This window comes from Xanthomonas boreopolis (assembly GCF_046529185.1).
Taxonomy (GTDB): Bacteria; Pseudomonadota; Gammaproteobacteria; order Xanthomonadales; family Xanthomonadaceae; genus Pseudomonas_S; species Pseudomonas_S boreopolis.
In genome coordinates this window covers 3,372,275-3,391,444 of the sequence record NZ_CP097162.1, presented here as the reverse complement: position 1 = coordinate 3,391,444, position 19,170 = coordinate 3,372,275, and the positions used below count along the sequence as shown (strand labels likewise).

At 70.2% G+C, this 19,170-nt stretch carries 9 protein-coding genes; 7 read left to right on the top strand and 2 right to left on the bottom strand.

Annotation, left to right across the window (positions count from 1 at the left end; translation table 11 throughout):
- Positions 1-73: 73 nt before the first annotated feature.
- On the bottom strand, positions 74-1,309 hold the full coding sequence (locus M3M27_RS15165; protein ID WP_434026171.1) for a citrate/2-methylcitrate synthase: 1,236 nt from the start codon (positions 1,307-1,309) through the stop codon (positions 74-76).
- Positions 1,310-1,426: 117 nt separating this feature from the next.
- On the opposite strand from M3M27_RS15165, the gene prpB reads away from it, so the two are divergent.
- The 7 genes from prpB (at position 1,427) to pbpC (ending at position 18,154) form a co-directional block, all read left to right on the top strand.
- A complete protein-coding gene (gene prpB, locus M3M27_RS15160) occupies positions 1,427-2,308 on the top strand; it encodes a methylisocitrate lyase (RefSeq protein ID WP_140723235.1) in 882 nt (293 codons plus the stop codon).
- Between the two features lie 272 nt (positions 2,309-2,580).
- Complete coding sequence (gene prpC, locus M3M27_RS15155; RefSeq protein ID WP_434026170.1) at positions 2,581-3,735, top strand: bifunctional 2-methylcitrate synthase/citrate synthase; 1,155 nt, start codon at positions 2,581-2,583, stop codon at positions 3,733-3,735.
- 237 nt (positions 3,736-3,972) lie between these two features.
- Positions 3,973-6,588 carry a Fe/S-dependent 2-methylisocitrate dehydratase AcnD gene (gene acnD, locus M3M27_RS15150; RefSeq protein ID WP_434026169.1) on the top strand — a complete coding sequence of 872 codons (2,616 nt, stop codon included), beginning with the start codon at positions 3,973-3,975 and terminating at the stop codon, positions 6,586-6,588.
- A gap of 140 nt (positions 6,589-6,728) precedes the next feature.
- Positions 6,729-7,925 carry a 2-methylaconitate cis-trans isomerase PrpF gene (prpF, locus tag M3M27_RS15145; protein ID WP_434026168.1) on the top strand — a complete coding sequence of 399 codons (1,197 nt, stop codon included), beginning with the start codon at positions 6,729-6,731 and terminating at the stop codon, positions 7,923-7,925.
- Between the two features lie 142 nt (positions 7,926-8,067).
- Complete coding sequence (locus M3M27_RS15140) at positions 8,068-10,314, top strand: TonB-dependent receptor (protein WP_140723221.1); 2,247 nt, start codon at positions 8,068-8,070, stop codon at positions 10,312-10,314.
- Positions 10,315-10,441: 127 nt separating this feature from the next.
- Positions 10,442-15,367 carry an alpha-2-macroglobulin family protein gene (locus M3M27_RS15135; protein WP_434026167.1) on the top strand — a complete coding sequence of 1,642 codons (4,926 nt, stop codon included), beginning with the start codon at positions 10,442-10,444 and terminating at the stop codon, positions 15,365-15,367.
- Between the two features lie 399 nt (positions 15,368-15,766).
- Positions 15,767-18,154, top strand: a complete 2,388-nt coding sequence (gene pbpC, locus M3M27_RS15130) for a penicillin-binding protein 1C (RefSeq protein WP_434026166.1) — start codon at positions 15,767-15,769, stop codon at positions 18,152-18,154.
- A gap of 420 nt (positions 18,155-18,574) precedes the next feature.
- On the opposite strand, the gene M3M27_RS15125 is transcribed toward pbpC, so the two are convergent.
- A complete protein-coding gene (locus tag M3M27_RS15125) occupies positions 18,575-19,156 on the bottom strand; it encodes a ferritin-like domain-containing protein (RefSeq protein WP_140723212.1) in 582 nt (193 codons plus the stop codon).
- Positions 19,157-19,170 lie beyond the last annotated feature (14 nt).

Sequence of the window (19,170 nt, the reverse complement as noted above, 5' to 3'; positions counted from 1 at the left end):
CCGACGTTGTCTTCGAGGCTCAGTCCGCGGCGCGGAAAACGGCCGGGCCCGTGGCTATACGCCGCGTAGGCCTTCAAGTGCCATCGACACCGCCCGGCGCCAGTCCGGTATAGCGCGCCCGCGGGCGGATCAGGGTGCCGAGCGCCTGTTGTTCGAGCGCGTGCGCGAGCCAGCCGGTGAGGCGGGCGGTGGCGAACATGACCAGCGCATGCGCGGCGGGCAGGTCGTGGACGAAGCAGATCGCCGCGAGCATGCAGTCGATGTTGGGGTGCTGGCCGCTGCTTTCCTTCGCCGCGGCGAGCACGGCTTCGACGTGCCGCATCGCCGGCGTGTCGCCGCGCAGTTCGCGCAGCAGCCGCAGCACTTCGGCGCCGCGCGGGTCGCCGTCGGGATAGAGCAGGTGGTTGAAGCCGGGCAGGTCGTCGCCGCGCTGCCAGCGTTCGGCGATGAAGGCGGCCGGCAAGTCGGCGTCCTGCGCGTCGCGCAACAAGGCGTAGGCGCGCGCAGTGGCGCCGCCGTGGCGCGGGCCCGACAGCGCGGCCAGGCCGGCGCTCACCGTGGCGTGCAGGTGCGCGCCGGTGGAGGCGACCACGCGTGCGGCGAATGCCGACACGTTGAGTTCGTGGTCGGCGCACAGCACCAGCGCGGCGCGCACCAGTTCGGCGAAATCCCGGTCGCCGGGACGCCAGGTGTCGGCGAGCAGGCGGTGGACCGGGCGCGTGTCCGGCTCGACCCCGACCAGCAGGGCGGCGTTCTGCCGCAACAGCATCGCGGCGATCTCGCGCCTGACCGGGGCGGCGGCGTTGAGCGACTGGCGCAGTTCCAGCGCCAGCAGCGGGATGCAGGCCATCGTGCGCTCCAGCGGCGGCAGCGCGGAGTCCAGCGCCAGCGCGGCGACCCGCGCCGGCCAGGGGGCCGGCGCCTGCAGGGCGAACGGGTCCTGCTCCTCGCACTCCCAGAGCAGGCGGGCGATGTCCTCCAGCGTGGCGCCCTCGCGCACCGCGGCCACCGCCGGGCGGCCGCGGTAGTAGGGCGAGTCCGGGCGGATCAGCGAGATGCGGGTTTCCAGCACCGGCAGGCCGCGATCCAGGCTCTGGGCCGCCCCGCGCGCGGCGCCGCGCCCGATCCGCTTGCGCTGGGCCAGCCGGTCCACCTCCGCGCGCAGGTAGACCCGGCTGCGGTGGTCCGGGCCGGGCCGCGAGGTCAGCAGGCCGCGGCTGACGTAGGCGTACAGCGTGGCGGTGCTGATGCCCAGCAGGTCGCAGGCTTCGGCGGCGGAGATCAGTTCGCGCTCGGACGGGGCAGGCATGGGCAGTTGATAGGTTGATTGATTGAATCAAGATTGATCAACGGATCCGATGGTGCCACATTGGCTCCCATCGCGGAACGGCCCGTGGGGGCCTGCCCGCCCAGCCAGGAGCCTTCCATGACCCCGTCGTCCGCCGGCGCCCGCTTCCGCGCCGCCCTCGCCGCCGAATCGCCGCTGCAGGTGATCGGCGCGATCAACGCCAACCATGCCCTGCTGGCGCAGCGCGCCGGCTACAGGGCGATCTACCTGTCCGGCGGCGGCGTCGCGGCCGGTTCGCTCGGCCTGCCCGACCTGGGCATCAATACGCTGGAAGACGTGCTGATCGACGTGCGCCGCATCACCGACGTGTGCGATTTGCCGCTGCTGGTGGACATCGACACCGGCTTCGGCCCGAGCGCGTTCAACATCGAGCGCACCATCAAGAGCCTGATCAAGGCCGGCGCCGCCGCCTGCCATATCGAGGACCAGGTCGGCGCCAAGCGCTGCGGCCACCGGCCAGGCAAGGAGATCGTGTCCAAGGGCGAGATGGTCGACCGGGTCAAGGCCGCGGCCGACGCCAAGACCGATCCGGACTTCTTCCTGATCGCGCGCACCGATGCGATCCAGATGGAAGGCGTGGACGCGGCGATCGAGCGCGCCATCGCCTGCGTCGAGGCCGGTGCCGACGGCATCTTCGCCGAGGCCGCCTACGACCTGGACACCTACCGCCGCTTCGTCGATGCGGTGAAGGTGCCGGTGCTGGCCAACATCACCGAATTCGGCAAGACCCCGCTGTTCGGCCGCGACGAACTGGCCTCGGCCGGGGTGGCGATCCAGCTGTTCCCGCTGTCGGCGTTCCGCGCCGCCAACAAGGCCGCCGAGAACGTCTACGCCGCGATCCGGCGCGACGGCCACCAGAAGAACGTGGTGGATGCGATGCAGACCCGCGAGGAGCTGTACGAGCGCATCGGCTATCACGCGTTCGAACAACGGCTGGATGCATTGTTCGCGGGCAAGTGAGTTCTTCCTTCTCCACCGGGAGAAGGTGGCGCGAAGCGCCGCGCCGCAGGGAACCCCCAGCCATCGCATTGGAGAACGCGTCGCCACGCGCCAGCCCAGATGAACCATCGTAGAGCACATGTTCGGATCGTTCGCCATCCGGGCGCGTGGCGACGCGTTCAGCCACGTCGTTGCCGATGGATCCGGAGGCGCGACTCGGCCCCGCCGCACCCTCACCCCAACCCCTTTCCCGACCGGAGAGGGGCCCAAAGCACAACGGGAGGACACCAGAAATGAGCGAGACCACCACCACCGCTTTCAAGCCGAAGAAATCCGTCGCCCTGTCGGGCACCGCCGCCGGCAACACCGCGCTGTGCACGGTCGGCCGCAGCGGCAACGACCTGCACTACCGCGGCTACGACATCCTCGACCTGGCCACCACCAGCGAGTTCGAGGAGATCGCCTACCTGCTGGTGCACGGCAAGCTGCCCAACGCAGCCGAGCTGCGCGGCTACAAGGCCAAGCTGAAGTCGCTGCGCGGCATCCCCGCCGCGGTCAAGGCCGCGCTGGAGGAGCTGCCGCCGTCGGCGCACCCGATGGACGTGATGCGCACCGGCGTGTCCGTGCTCGGCTGCGTGTCGCCGGAGAAGGACGACCACAACCATCCGGGTGCGCGCGACATCGCCGACAAGCTGATGGCCTGCCTCGGCTCGATGCTGCTGTACTGGTACCACTGGAGCCACAACGGCCGCGCCATCGACGTGGAGACCGACGACGACTCGATCGGCGGGCACTTCCTGCACCTGCTGCACGGCGAGCCGCCGCGCCAGTCGTGGGTGCGCGCGATGCACACCTCGCTGATCCTGTACGCCGAGCACGAGTTCAACGCCTCCACCTTCGCCTGCCGCGTGATCGCCGGCACCGGCAGCGACATGTACAGCTGCATCGCCGGCGGCATCGGCGCGCTGCGCGGGCCCAAGCACGGCGGCGCCAACGAGGTCGCGTTCGAGGTGCAGAAGCGCTACGACACGCCGGACGAGGCCGAGGCCGACATCAAGGCACGGGTGGAGCGCAAGGAAGTCATCATCGGCTTCGGCCATCCGGTCTACACGGTGTCCGACCCGCGCAACAAGGTGATCAAGGAAGTCGCGCGCCAGCTCTCGGCCGAAGAGAAGAACATGCGGATGTACGACATCGCCGAGCGCCTGGAGACGGTGATGTGGGACATCAAGAAGATGTTCCCGAACCTGGACTGGTTCAGCGCGGTCAGCTACCACATGATGGGCGTGCCGACCGCGATGTTCACGCCGCTGTTCGTGATCGCGCGCACCGCCGGCTGGAGCGCGCACGTCATCGAGCAGCGCATCGACGGCAAGATCATCCGCCCGAGCGCGAACTACACCGGTCCGGAGGATCGCGAGTTCGTGCCGATCGACAAGCGGGCCTGAGGCCCGCAGCCAGTCTCCTGTCCGCGGAAGACAAAGCCCCTCTCCCGCCTGCGGGAGAGGGGTTGGGGTGAGGGAAAGCTCCCCCATCCGCCCTTCGGGCACCTTCCCCAGCAGGCGGGGGAAGGGAGTCGCCAGATTTCATGCAGTGCTGCGAGCCGGTTGCATGCTTCAGCGCCGCACAGCCGGCTTTCAGGAGCGAAAGCCCGCCCAGCAAGCCCAGACCCTCACAGGCCAGCCATGAACACCGATTACCGCAAACCTCTCCCCGGCACCTCGCTCGACTACTTCGATGCCCGCGCCGCCGTCGATGCGCTCCGGCCCGGCGCCTGGGACGGCCTGCCCTATACCTCGCGCGTGCTCGCCGAGAACCTGGTGCGCCGCTGCGACCCGGCGACGCTGGACGACGCGCTCGGGCAACTGGTCGAGCGCCGCCGCGACCTGGATTTCCCGTGGTTCCCGGCGCGCGTGGTCTGCCACGACATCCTCGGCCAGACCGCGCTGGTGGACCTGGCCGGCCTGCGCGACGCGATCGCCGACAAGGGCGGCGATCCCGCCCAGGTGAATCCGGTGGTGCCGGTGCAACTGATCGTCGACCACTCGCTGGCGGTGGAGTGCGGCGGCTACGACCCGGACGCGTTCGCCAAGAACCGCGCGATCGAGGACCGCCGCAACGAGGACCGGTTCCATTTCATCGAGTGGACGCGCCACGCGTTCCGCAACGTGGACGTGATCCCGCCGGGCAACGGGATCATGCACCAGATCAACCTGGAGAAGATGTCCCCGGTGGTCTACGTGCAGGACGGGGTGGCGTTCCCGGACACCTGCGTCGGCACCGACAGCCATACCCCGCACGTCGATGCGCTCGGCGTGATCGCCATCGGCGTCGGCGGGCTGGAGGCGGAGAACGTGATGCTCGGGCGCGCCTCGTGGATGCGCCTGCCCGACATCGTCGGCGTCGAGCTGGCCGGCAGGCCCGGCCCGGGCATCACCTGCACCGACATCGTGCTGGCGCTGACCGAGTTCCTGCGCAAGCAGAAGGTGGTCGGGGCGTACCTGGAATTCTTCGGCGAAGGCGCGGCGGCGCTGACCATCGGCGACCGCGCGACGATCTCCAACATGTGCCCGGAGTACGGCGCGACCGCGGCGATGTTCTACATCGACGAACAGACGCTGGACTACCTGCGCCTGACCGGGCGCGAGGAAAGGCAGGTCGCGCTGGTGGAGACCTACGCGAAGACCGCCGGGCTGTGGGCCGATGCGCTGCGGACCGCGCAGTACGAGCGCGTGCTGCGCTTCGACCTGTCCGGCGTCACCCGCAACATGGCCGGCCCGTCCAACCCGCATGCGCGCGTGTCCACGCGCGATCTCGCCGAGCGCGGCATCGCCAGCGCGAGCGGGCTGGAGCAGGCGCACGCGCAGGAGGCGCAGGGCCTGATGCCGGACGGCGCGGTGATCATCGCCGCGATCACCAGCTGCACCAACACCTCCAATCCGCGCAACGTGATCGCCGCGGGCCTGCTGGCGCGCAACGCCAACCGGCTCGGCCTGGCGCGCAAGCCCTGGGTGAAGACCTCGCTGGCGCCGGGTTCGCGCGCGGTGCAGCTGTACCTGCAGGAGGCCGGCCTGGAGAAGGAACTGGAGAAGCTCGGCTTCGGCGTGGTCGCCTTCGCCTGCACGACCTGCAACGGCATGAGCGGCGCGCTCGACCCGGCGATCCAGCAGGAGATCGTCGAGCGCGACCTGTACGCGGTGGCGGTGCTGTCGGGCAACCGCAACTTCGACGGCCGCATCCATCCCTATGCCAAGCAGGCGTTCCTGGCCTCGCCGCCGCTGGTGGTGGCCTACGCGATCGCCGGCACGATCCGCTTCGACATCGAGAAGGACGTGCTCGCGGTCGTGGACGGCAATGAAGTCCGGCTCAAGGACCTGTGGCCGAGCGACGAGGAGATCGAGGCGGTGGTGAAGGCCTCGGTCAAGCCGGAGCAGTTCCGCCGCGTCTACGGGCCGATGTTCGACGTGCGCGTCGAGCATGGCGGCAAGGTCGACCCGCTGTACGCCTGGCGGCCGCAAAGCACCTACATCCGCCGCCCGCCGTACTGGGAAGGCGCGCTGGCCGGCGAGCGCACGCTGCGCGGCATGCGGCCGCTGGCGCTGCTCGGCGACAACATCACCACCGACCACCTCTCGCCGTCCAACGCGATCCTGCCCGACAGCGCCGCCGGCGAATACCTGGCGAAGATGGGCCTGCCGGAGGAAGACTTCAATTCCTACGCCACCCACCGCGGCGACCACCTCACCGCGCAGCGCGCCACCTTCGCCAACCCCAAGCTGTTCAACGAGATGGTGCGCAACCCGGACGGCAGCGTGAGGCAGGGCTCGCTGGCGCGCGTGGAGCCGGACGGCAAGGTGATGCGCATGTGGGAGGCGATCGAGACCTACATGCAGCGCAAGCAGCCGCTGATCATCGTCGCCGGCGCCGACTACGGCCAGGGCAGCTCGCGCGACTGGGCGGCCAAGGGCGTGCGCCTGGCCGGCGTGGAGGCGATCGTGGCCGAGGGCTTCGAGCGCATCCACCGCACCAACCTGATCGGCATGGGCGTGCTGCCGCTGGAGTTCAAGCCGGGCACGGACCGCAAGACCCTGGCGCTGGACGGCACCGAGACCTTCGACGTGGTCGGCGAGCGCAGGCCGCGCGCCGACCTGACGCTGGTGGTGCACCGCGCCGACGGCGGCACCGTGCAGGTGCCGGTGACCTGCCGGCTGGATTCGGACGAAGAGGTCTCGATCTACGAGGCGGGCGGCGTGTTGCAGCGGTTCGCCCAGGATTTCCTGGAGTCCGCACAGGCGGCTTGAATCCCTCGCTCGTCATTCCCGCGAAGGCGGGAATCCAGCGACTTTTTGCTTCCGGGCCTTTGCACGAAATTTAAGAACGACGTCACTGGATTCCCGCTTTCGCGGGAATGACGAGTAGATAGGCCTTATCGGAGAATCCCATGTCCCACCTCCCGCAACTCCGCATCCCCGCCACCTACATGCGCGGCGGCACCTCCAAGGGCGTGTTCTTCCGCCTGCAGGACCTGCCCGAGGCCGCGCGCGTGCCGGGCGCCGCGCGCGACGCGCTGCTGCTGCGGGTGATCGGCAGCCCCGATCCCTACGGCAAGCAGATCGACGGCATGGGCGGGGCCACGTCCAGCACCAGCAAGACCGTGATCGTGTCGAGGAGCGAGCGGCCCGGGCACGACGTGGACTACCTGTTCGGGCAGGTGTCGATCGACAGCGCCTTCGTCGACTGGTCCGGCAACTGCGGCAACCTGTCGGCGGCGGTGGGGCCGTTCGCGATCGCCAATGGCCTGCTCGACCCGGCGCGGGTGCCGCGCGAGGGGACCTGCACCGTGCGCATCTGGCAGGCCAACATCGGCAAGACCATCGTCGCGCACGTGCCGGTCAGGGATGGGCAGGTGCAGGAGACCGGCGACTTCGAACTGGACGGGGTGACCTTCCCGGCGGCGGAAGTCCCGCTGGAATTCCTCGACCCGGCCGAGGAAGGCGAGGAGGGCGGGGCGATGTTCCCGACCGGCAACGTGGTGGACGAGCTCGACGTGCCGGGCGTGGGCAGGCTGCGCGCGACCCTGATCAACGCGGGCATCCCGACCATCTTCGTCGACGCGGCCGACCTCGGCTACGGCGGCAGCGAGCTGCAGGAAGCGATCAACACGGACGCGCGCGCGCTGGCGATGTTCGAGACGATCCGCGCCCACGGCGCGGTGCGGATGGGGCTGATCCGAGACGTCGCCGAGGCCGCCGCCCGCCAGCACACGCCGAAGGTGGCCTTCGTGGCGCCGCCGGAGGGCTACGTGGCTTCCAGCGGCAAGAAGGTGGAAGCCGGCGACATCGACCTGCGGGTGCGGGCGATGTCGATGGGCAAGCTGCACCACGCGATGATGGGCACCGCGGCGGTGGCGATCGGCACCGCCGCGGCGATCCCGGGCACCCTGGTCAACCTGGCCGCCGGCGGCGGCGAGCGCGGCGCGGTGCGTTTCGGCCACCCCTCCGGCACCTTGCGGGTCGGGGCCGAGGCCCGCCAGGTGGACGGGCAGTGGAGGGTGACCAAGGCGATCATGAGCCGCAGCGCGCGGGTGCTGATGGAGGGTTGGGTGCGGGTCCCGGGCGAGGTCCTGCAAGGGGTCTGACCGGTCCCGGGGCGGGCCGGGCGACGGCGGCGAAGATGACTGGGCGGTGTCGCCCATGTGTAATTTGTGTTAATTGTGTTGCGGTGCGGCACGTGCCGCCATCTCTTCCACCGCCGTCGCCCTCTCCAGCCCCGGAGCACCCATGTCCGCCAACCGCTCGCTGCGCATCAGCGCACTTGCCCTAGCCGTCCTTTCCACCGCCCCGTTCGCCGCCTCGGCCCAGCAGGCCTCGGGAACCGGCGTCGCCCAGCTCGATTCGATCCAGGTGACCGCGGAGCGGCGCGCGGAGGATTCCAAGGACGTGCCGGTCTCGGCCACGGTGCTGCGGCCGGAATACCTGGACGCGATCTCCACCAGCGCCTCGGACGTGCGCGTGCTGGCCGGCAAGGTGCCCAGCCTCAACGTGGAATCCTCCAACGGCCGCGTGTTCCCGCGCTTCTACATCCGCGGCTACGGCAACACCGACTTCACCACCTACGCCTCGCAGCCGGTCTCGCTGGTCTACGACGACGTGGTGCTCGAGAACGCGTTCCTGAAGGGCTTCCCGATGTTCGACCTGGCCGGCGTGGAAGTGCTGCGCGGCCCGCAGGGCACGCAGTTCGGCCGCAACACGCCGGCCGGCGTGGTCAAGTTCAACTCGGTCAAGCCGGCGATCGGCAGCAGCGACGGCTACGTCAACGCCTCCTACGGCACCCACGCCACGACCTCGCTGGAAGGCGCGGTGAACATCCCGATCAACGACGCCTGGGCCGCGCGCGTGTCGGTGCTGCAGCAGCATCGCAACGACTGGATCACCAGCCAGGTCAGCGGGCAGAAGCTGGAAGGCTACGACGACACCGCCGCGCGCGTGCAGGTGCTGTTCAAGCCGAGCGAGGACTTCGAGGCGCTGTTCAACGCCCACGTGCGCAAGCTCAACGGCACCGCGCGCCTGTTCCGCGCCAACGTCTTCCGGACGGGCACCAACCAGCTGGTCGACGGCTTCGACCCGGACAAGGTCTACATCGACGGATTCAACACCCAGCAGCTGACCACCTATGGCGGCAACCTCAACCTGACCTGGGACCTGGGCGACATCGCGCTGCACGCGATCACCGGCTACGAGGCGATCCCGAAGTACTACAGCCGCGGCGACGTGGACGGCGGCAACACCACGGTGCCGCCCTACGGGCCGGGCACCATCCCCTTCGCCTCCGAGACCGCCAGCGGGCTCAAGGACCTGAGCCAGTGGACCCAGGAGCTGCGCGTGGAATCGCAGTACGACGGCCCGCTCAACTGGCAGGCCGGCGTCTTCTACTTCAACGACAAGGTCGAGGGCGAGGAATTCGCCTACACCACGCCGGCCGGCCGCAGCGACGACAGTTGGGACGGCTACAACCTGACCCGCCAGAAGAACACCTCCTGGGCGGGCTTCGGCTCGATCAACTGGCAGGCCTCCGAGCGGCTCAACGTGCGCGCCGGCCTGCGCTACACCTACGACAAGAAGACCTTCGACGTGCTCGCCTGGGACTATCCGTTCTCGGTCCCGACCGCGTACCCGACGTTCCCGGACGGGCGCAAGATCAGCGATTCCAACGTCAGCGGCGACCTGAGCGCGACCTATGCGCTCAACGACGAGGTGAACCTGTACGCGCGCTACGCGCGCGGCTTCCGCGCCGGCAGCTTCTCCGCGCCGGGCCAGTTCTCGGCCACGCTGACCGCGGTGGATCCTGAGAAGGTGGATTCCTACGAGGTGGGCGTCAAGGCCGACCTGTGGGACCGCCGCGCCCGCGTGGATTTCGACGTGTACTGGATGAGCATCAAGGACCAGCAGCTGACCGCGGTCGGCGGTTCCACCAACAGCATCCAGCTGATCAACGCCGACAAGACCGAGGCCTACGGCGCCGAGTTCAACTTCGAGGCGCTGCTGACCGAGAACCTGCGCGTCACCCTGGGCGGCAGCTACAACCACACCGAGATCAAGGACAGGGACCTGGCCACGGCGAGCTGCGGCTCGGGCATGTGCACGCCGACCGACCCGGTCAACGCCGACGGCTATGCCCTGCTGTACGGCAACCCGCTGCCGCAGGCGGCCAAGTGGATCGGCAACGCCACGCTGCGCTACGGCATCCCGGTGGGCGACGACGGCGAGGTGTTCTTCTACACCGACTGGTCCTACCGCAGCGAGGTCAACTTCTTCCTGTACGAGTCGCGCGAGTTCGTCGGCCAGCCGCTGCTCGAGGGCGGCGCCAAGATCGGCTATACCTGGGCCAACGGCGCCTACGAGGCCTCGGTGTTCTGCCGCAACTGCACCGACCAGATCCGCGCGACCGGCGCGATCGACTTCAACAACCTGACCGGTTTCATCAACGACCCGCGCATCGTCGGCGTGCAGTTCCGCGCCGCGTTCTGACCGGCCGCCCGTCCGTCCATGCCCCGACCGCCGGCCCTGCGCCGGCGGTCCTTTTTTGGGGCCAGGCCGTGGCCGAGGACGCCAGGGGCCGGCGCTATACTCGCCGCTGGATTCGAAGGAGCGATGCATGAACCGGCATGAGGCGGGCAGGGGATCGGGAACGCGCGTCCGTGGCGTCCTGGGGATCGCCGCACTGGTGCTGCTGGCCACGCTGGCGGCCGGCTGCAAGCGCAACGAGAGCGGGCAACTGCCGCAGCCCAGCGGCGAGGCCGTCCAGGCCCAAAAGGAGGCGATCAAGGGCTTCGCCCTGGTCCGCGCCTACCCCGACCAGAAGAGCGACGGGCTGTCGCTGGCGCTGGAGTTCTCGCGCCCCCTGGTCGGCACCCAGGACTTCGACAAGCTGGTGCGCTTCGAGGAGAAGGTCGGCGACGGCGACAGCAGCTGGACGCTGTCCGACGACGGCAAGACCCTGCGCTATCCGTTCGTCGAGGCCGCCAAGGACTACACCCTGATCCTCTCCGCCGACCTGCTGGCCGCCGACGGCAGCCGGCTCGGCAAGGAAGTGCGCGAGAAGGTCTACACCGGCGAGCTGGAACCGGCCGCCGGCTTCGCCTCGCAGGGCAGCGTGCTGCCGGCGCGCGAGAGCCGCGGCCTGCCGGTGGTGTCGGTCAACGTGCCGGAAGTGGACGTGGAGTTCCTGCGCGTGCGCGAGAACGCGCTGCCGGCGTTCTTCAGCCAGTACCAGCGCGGCGGCCGCCGCAGCAGCTGGGAGCTGGACAGCGACTACGACGAGAAGTCGCCGATCTCGCAACTGGCCGAGCCGGTCTACGTCAACCGCTTCGTGCTCGGCGGCAAGCAGAACGAGCGCGCGCTGACCTACCTGCCGATCCAGGACATCAAGGAGCTGCAGCAGCCCGGGCTGTACTTCGCGGTGATGAAGCGCACCGGGCGCTTCGACAACGAGTACGACACCGCGTTCTTCACCGTCAGCGACATCGGCCTGCACGCGCGCGCCTACAAGGACCAGCTGTTCGTCCACACCGCCTCGCTCAAGGAGGGGCTGCCGCTGAAGAACGTCGAGCTGCGCGTCCTCGACGCCAAGGGCGAACTGTTCCTGAAGGGCGCCACCGACGGCAACGGCAACGCGCTGCTGAACTACAAGCTCGACGCCGGCCAGGTGCTGGTGGCGCGCAGCGGCAGCGACGTGACCCTGCTGCCGTTCAACCAGCCGGCGCTGGACCTGAGCGAGTTCGCGGTGGCCGGGCGCGAGAACGCCTGGTTCGACGTGTTCGCCTGGTCCGGCCGCGACCTGTACCGGCCGGGCGAGACGCTGCGCGTGTCGGCGATCCTGCGCGACAACGACGGCAAGCCGGTCAAGGCCCAGCCGGTGTTCCTGCGCCTGAAGCAGCCCGACGGCAAGACCTTCCGCGAAACCCGCCTGCAGCCGGGCGAGCAGGGCTATTTCGAGTTCTCCCAGACGATCCCCGCCGATGCGCCGACCGGGCGCTGGCAGGTGGAGTTCCGCACCGACCCGGCCAGCAAGGAGGCGGTGCAGGGCATGACCGTGCGGGTGGAGGAGTTCCTGCCCGAGCGCATGAAGCTCGACCTGGGCAGCCCGCAGAAGACGATCGGGCCCGGCGAGCCGTTCAAGCTCACCGCCGACGCCGCCTACCTGTACGGCGCGCCGGCGGACGGCAACCGCTTCACCGCCAAGCTCGCGGTGGCGGTGGAGCAGCACCCGCTGGAGAACATGCCCGGGTGGTTCTTCGGCGATCCCACCCAGGAGCTGCCGCGCGAAGCCAAGGACGTGATCGACACCGAATTCGGCAAGGACGGCAAGCTGGCCGAGGACATCGATCTGCCGGTGCCGGCCAGGCCGGCCACGCCGGTCGGCGCGATCGTGTCCGGCAGCGTCTACGAGACCGGCGGCCGCACCGTCAGCCGCACGCTCAAGCGCGTGCTGTGGCCCGCGCCGGCGCTGGTGGCGGTGCGCCCGCTGTTCGACGATGCCGACGGCGCCGACGCCAACGGCAACGCCCGCTTCGAACTGACCCGCGTCGATGCCGACGGCAAGCCGCAGCCGGCCAAGGGCCTGAAGGTCACCCTGGTGCGCGAACTGCGCGACTACCACTGGACCTACGCCGACGACCGCTGGGACTACGATTTCACCCGCCGCTTCGAGAACAAGCAGACCCGCACCCTCGACGTCGGCACCGAGACCGCCAAGTTCGACTTCCCGGTGGAGTGGGGCGAGTACCGCGTCGACGTGTTCGACCCGGCCACCGGGCTGACCATGCGCTACCCGTTCCATGCCGGCTGGAGCTGGAACGACGAGAACCGCGGCCTCGACGCGCGTCCCGACAAGGTCAAGCTGGCGCTGGACAAGACCGCCTACCGCGCCGGCGACACCCTCAAGGTCACCCTGACCCCGCCGCACGCCGGCAGGGGCATCCTGCTGGTGGAGAGCGACAAGCCGCTGTACGTGCAGGACATCGACGCCAAGGCCGGCAGCACCTTCGAGATCCCGGTGACCAAGGACTGGGAGCGCCACGACGTCTACGTCACCGCGCTGGTGTTCCGCGGCGGCAGCGCGCCGAGCAAGATCACCCCGGCACGCGCGGTCGGCGTGGCGCACGTGCCGATGGACCGCAAGGCGCGCCGCGTCGCGGTCGGCCTGGTCGCGCCCAAACAGATGCGGCCCGAACAGCCGCTGCCGGTCACCGTGAGCGTGCCCGAGCTGGCCGGCCGGACCGCGCACGTGACGGTCTCGGCGGTCGACGTGGGCATCCTCAACATCACCCGCTTCCCGGTGCCGGACGCGCCGGCGCACTTCTTCGCCCAGCGCCGCCTGGGCGTGGACGCCTACGACATCTACGGGCGCGTGATCGAGAGCTTCGAGGGCGGCACCGGCAAGCTGAAGTTCGGCGGCGACATGGCGCTGGAGGCGCTGCCGCAGGCCAAGCGCCCGACCGCGCGGGTGCAGACCGTCGACCTGTTCTCCGGCTCGGTCAAGCTCGACGACAAGGGCAACGCGCGCGTGCAGCTGCCGGTACCGGACTTCAACGGCACGCTGCGCGTGTCGGCGCTGGTCTACGCCGACGAGCGCTACGGCAACCGCGATGCGGAAACCGTGGTGCGCGCGCCGATCCTGGCCGAAGCGAGCATGCCGCGGGTGATGGCGCCGGGCGACCGCAGCACGGTCACGCTCGACGTGCAGAACTTCACCGGCAAGCCCGGCGAGTTCGCCGTGCGCGTCGAGGGCGTAGGCCCGCTCGCGATCGGCGAGGGCAGCCGCAGCGTCAAGCTCGGCGTGGACGGCAAGACCACGTTGAACTTCCCGCTCGCCGCGCAGGAGGGCTATACCGTCGCCAAGGTGCGCGTGCGCATGGAAGGCAACGGCTTCAAGGCCGACCGCAGCTACGACCTGCCGGTGCGCGCGGCCTGGCCGTCGGTGCTGCGCGCGCAGACGCGGGTGGTCGATCCGATCGCGCCGGTGGCCTTCGATGCCGGACTGGCCGACGGCCTGATGTCCGGTTCGGTCAACGCGCGCATGGTGGTCAGCGCGCTGCCGCCGATCCCGTTCGCCAGCGCGCTGAAGGGCGCGCTGGACTACCCGTACGGCTGCGCCGAGCAGACCACCAGCAAGGGCTACGCCGCGCTGCTGCTCGACGACGCCACCGCCCGCCTGCTCGGCAGCAAGGGGCTGGAGACCGACAAGCGCCGCGAGCGCATGGAAGGCGCGTTCGGCCGGCTGGCCTCGATGCAGGTTTCCAGCGGCCACTTCTCGATGTGGGGCGACGACGGCTACGTCAATCCGGCGCTGACCCCGTACATCGCCGAATTCCTGCTCGATGCCAAGGAGGCCGGCTTCGCGGTGCCGGAGAACGTGCTGCAGAAGGCGCTCAACCGGCTCAGCGAGGACCTGCTCGCCGGCGGCCTGCCGTTCTACGGCCAGGAGCGCCGCGACGAGCTGAAGTTCGCCAACCAGGCCTGGTCCGGCTACGTGCTGGCGCGGGTCAACCGCGCGCCGCTGGGCACGCTGCGCGCGCTGTACGACAACGAGCGCGGCAAGGCGGTCGGCGGGCTGTCGCTGGTGCAGCTTGGCATCGCGCTGGCACTGCAGGGCGACGCCAAGCGCGGCCAGGCCGCGATCAAGGCCGGCTTCGACAAGGACAGCGCCGAGCGCCCGTACTACTTCGGCGACTACGGCAGCCCCGTGCGCGACGATGCGCTGATGATCGCGCTGCTGCACGAGCGCGGCCTGTCCAAGCCCGAGTACGACGCCCGCGCGGTCGACCTCGGCCGCGCCCTGGATGCGCGCCGCAACAGCGGCTGGCTGTGGCTGAGCACGCAGGAGCAGGTGGCGCTGGCGCGGCTGGGCAAGGCGCTGCTGGTGGACCAGAAGAAGCTGGTGGGCGGGCAGCTGCAGGTCGGCGACCAGTCCGAGCGGATCGAGCCGGCCAAGCTGTTCGGGCGCGCCTTCGACAGCGCCCAGCTCGCGCGCGGCGTGCGCTTCGTGCCCGAAGGCGAGGCGCCGCTGTTCGCCAGCCTGGAAGTGGCCGGCATCCCGCGCAACCCGCCCGAGCCGGACGCGCGCGAGATCGGCGTGGAGCGCAGCTGGTACACCACCGACGGCAAGCCGTGGACGCCGCGCCCGCTCAAGGAAGGCGAGGCGCTGATCGTGCGCGTTTCGATCACCGCCAACACCTCGATGCCCGACGCGTTGCTCACCGACCTGCTGCCGGCGGGGCTGGAGATCGAGAACTTCAACCTCGGCGACGCCAAGCAATGGGCCGACGTGGCGGTGGACGGGATCGAGATCAGCGACCGCGCCAACGCCGCCGACGTCAAGCACGAGGAGTTCCGCGACGACCGCTACGTCGCCGCGCTGAGCCTCGGCTCCGGCAGCAAGGCGCAGGTGTTCTACCTGGTGCGCGCGGTGACGCCGGGTACCTACACCGTGCCGCCGTCGCTGGTGGAGGACATGTACCGGCCGGAACTGCGCGGCGTCGGCCGCAGCAACCCGACCACGATCACGGTGGTGCAGCCGTAGCGCCATGGCGCACGGCGTCCGGGGGGGGCGTGCGCGCCCCCTCATGGCGCATCATGGCCGGGAAGATTCCGTTGGTCCGTCATAAAGTGCCTGAGCCGCGAATTCGCGAACGTGCATTGAGTGTGCCCTCATCCGCCCTACGGGCACCTTCTCCCGCAAGCGGGAGAAGGGAAGGCAAAGCCGGCGTGTGTGGATGCCTGCGTTCGCGCACTGAAAGCAGGCGCTCTTGCTCGTCCCTTCTCCCGTTCACGGGAGAAGGTGCCCGTAGGGCGGATGAGGGCGCTCCGGCTTCTCGTGCTTGCGAAAGCAACAAACCACGGCACCGTGTCCTCGCTCACGCGGCCCGGGTCGCTTCGAGCCGGCAACCGACGCTTGGCATCGCACCCATTGAGTACGCAGATGGATGAAGGACGACACGCGGAGGCAGCGCGTGCGCGGAGGCGGGCCCATCGCCGCCGCGCCTGGAAGGTGTTGCGCCTGGGTGCAGCGCTGCTGCTGGCGACGCTGCTGCTGCTCGATGCCGCCTTCCCCCCACCGCTGCCGAAATCGCGCGATACCTCCACGCTGGTGGTCGCGCGCGACGGCACGCCGCTGCGCGCGTTCGCCGATGCCGAGGGCGTCTGGCGCTATCCCGCCACGCCCGAAAGCGTCTCGCCGCTGTACCTGCAGGCGCTGCTGAACTACGAGGACCGCGCGTTCTGGCACCACCCCGGCATCAATCCCTGGGCGCTGCTGCGCGCCGGCGCGCAATGGCTGGGCAACGGCCGCATCGTCTCGGGCGGCTCGACCCTGACCATGCAGGTGGCGCGCATCCTCGATCCGCACACGCGCACGCCCTGGGGCAAGCTCAAGCAACTGTTGCGCGCGCTGCAGCTGGAAGCGCACCTGGACAAGCGCCGGATCCTGCAGCTCTACCTCGAACGCGCGCCCTACGGCGGCACCATCGAGGGCGTGGAGGCCGCCAGCTGGGCCTATCTCGGCAAGCCGGCCGCGCGCCTGTCGCATGCCGAGGCGGCGCTGCTGGCGGTGCTGCCGCAATCGCCGAGCCGGCTGCGCCCGGACCGCCATCCGGAGGCCGCGCGCGCGGCGCGCGACAAGGTGCTCGACCGCATGGCCGCGCTCGGCACGTGGACGCGGGCGGACGTGGACGATGCCCGCATCGAGCCGGTGGTGGCGCGCTCGCTGCAGCCGCCGTTGCACGCGGCGCTGCTGGCCCAGCACCTGCGCGGCCGGCAGCCGAAGGCCGCGCGCATCGCCACCACCATCGACATCGAGCTGCAGCGCACCCTGGAAGAACGCGTGGCCGCGTACTTCTCGCAGTTGCCCGAGCGCACCTCGGCGGCGCTGCTGGTGGTGGACAACGCCTCGCTGGAAGCGCGCGCCTACGTCGGCTCGGTCGCCTTCGGCGATGCCAGGCGGCTCGGCCACGTCGACATGGTGCAGGCCTGGCGCTCGCCCGGTTCCACGCTCAAGCCGTTCCTGTACGGCATGGCGCTGGACGACGGGCTGATCCACTCCGAGAGCCTGCTGGTGGACGCGCCGCAGAGCTTCGGCGACTACCGTCCGGGCAACTTCGACGCCGCGTTCAACGGCCCCGTCGGCGCCGCCGAGGCGCTGCGGCTCTCGCTGAACGTGCCGGCGGTGGACCTGCTCGACCGGGTCGGCCCGGCGCGCTTCGCCGCGCGCCTGGACAACGCCGGCATCAAGCTGCGCTTCCCGCGCGGCAGCACGCCGAACCTGGCGCTGATCCTGGGCGGCACCGGCGCGCAGCTGCAGGAACTGGTCGGCGCCTACGCCGCGTTCAACCGCGGCGGCATCGCCGGGCGCGTGCGCTACACGCCGGACGCCCCGCGCATCGAGCGGCGGGTGATGTCGCCCGGCGCGGCCTGGATCGTGCGCGAGATCCTCGAGGCCAATCCGCGCCCGGGCTACGGCCTGGGCACGTTCGATACCGCCACGCGGCCGCGCGTGGCCTGGAAGACCGGCACCAGCTACGGCTTCCGCGACGCCTGGGCGATCGGCTCCACGCGCCGCTACACGGTCGGCGTGTGGGTCGGTCGCCCGGACGGCACGCCGCTGCCCGGCCAGTACGGCGCGGTCACCGCGTTGCCGCTGATGTTCGAGGTGATCGACGCGTTGCCGCGGCAGCAGTCCGACGCCGCGCCATCGCCGATGCCGGGCAACGTGCGGCAGCTCGACATCTGCTGGCCGCTGGGGCTCGCCGCCGAGGTGACCGCGGCCCCGTCGTGCCGACGACGCATGAGCGCCTACGCGCTCGATGGCGCGGTGCCGCCGACGTTCGCCGAGCGCGATGCGCGGCTGTGGCGCGGCGGGATCGAGCGGTTCGAGGTGGATGCCGGCAGCGGCCTGCGCCTTTCGGCCGACTGCCGCCTGCCGCACCGGCGCGAGGCGCGCGAGATCGCGCGCTGGCCGGCCTTGCTGTCGCCGTGGCTGGGCGAAGGCGACCGGCGCGCGGCGCAGCTGCCGCCGCTGGCGCCCGACTGCGCGCCGGACGGGCGCGACGCGGGCGGCCTGCTGCGCATCGATGGCATCACGGACCGGGCCACGCTGGCGCGTGCGCCGGGCAGCACGCATCCGGTGCGGTTGCAGGTACGCGCGCTCGGCAGCGAGGCGCGCATCGACTGGTTGCTGGACGGGCGCTGGATCGCGCGCACCGAAGGCGCGCGGGTATTCCAGCGCGATTTCGGCGAGGCCGGCGAGCATGTGCTGACGGCGCTGGGGGAGGACGGTGCATGGGGGAGCGTGCGGTTCCGCGTGCTGCGTTGAGCGCCGTGGGCCGCGATCCAGCGTTTCCGCATGGCTCGCATGCCCGAAGCAGCTAGCGAGCTTTCGCTTTACCTGTGGGAGCGGCTTCAGCCGCGACGGGCTTTGCCGGCAAGGCCCATCGCGGCTGAAGCCGCTCCCACAGTGGGGGTTCGAGACGCCGCAATGCAGGACAGTGGCGCAGGGAGGACGAGGCGTGAGGGAGCGTGCAGTTCCGGGTGCTGCGTTGAGCGCCGTGGGCCGTAATCCAGCGTTTCCGCATGGCTCGCATGCCCCAAGCAGCTAGCGGGCTTTCGCTTTACCTGTGGGAGCGGCTTCAGCCGCGACGGGCTTTACCGGCAAGGCCCATCGCGGCTGAAGCCGCTCCCACAATGGGGTTCGAGACACCTTAATGCAGGACGGCTCCGGCTGATCCAGCGCGAACTACTCGCCGATCCAACCGTCCAGCAGGTCGGCGAATTCGTCGGCGTGTTCTTCTTCCTGCGCCAGGATCTCCTCGAGGATGCGCTTGGTCGTGGTGTCCTTGTCGCCGACGAAGTTGATCATCTGCCGGTAGCTGTCGATGGCGATGCGCTCGGCGACCAGGTTCTCGCGCACCATGTCGCGCAGGTCGGTGCCTTCCTTGTACTCGGCGTGCGAGCGCGCGCTCAGCGTGTCCGGGTTGAGGTCGGGCTCGCCGCCGAGCTGGACGATGCGCTCGGCCAGCTTGCCGGCGTGCGCCTGCTCCTGTTGCGCGTGTTCGAGGAACTCGCCCTTGACCGCGTCGGCCAGCATGCCCTTGGCCATGAAGTAGTGGCGGTAGTAGCGCAGCACGCAGACGTATTCGGTGGCGAGCGCGTCGTTGAGCATCTTGATCACCGCCTCGCGGTCGGCCGTGTAGGTGTCGGTGATCGCGCCATCCTCGATGCTCTTGCGCGCATTGGCGCGCAGGGTGGCCCTGTCGTCGATGCCGGGGATGGAGGACGTGCTGGCGTTCGGTCGGGTCTGCTTGGCTGGCTGGGTCATGGCTGGCCGTTCCT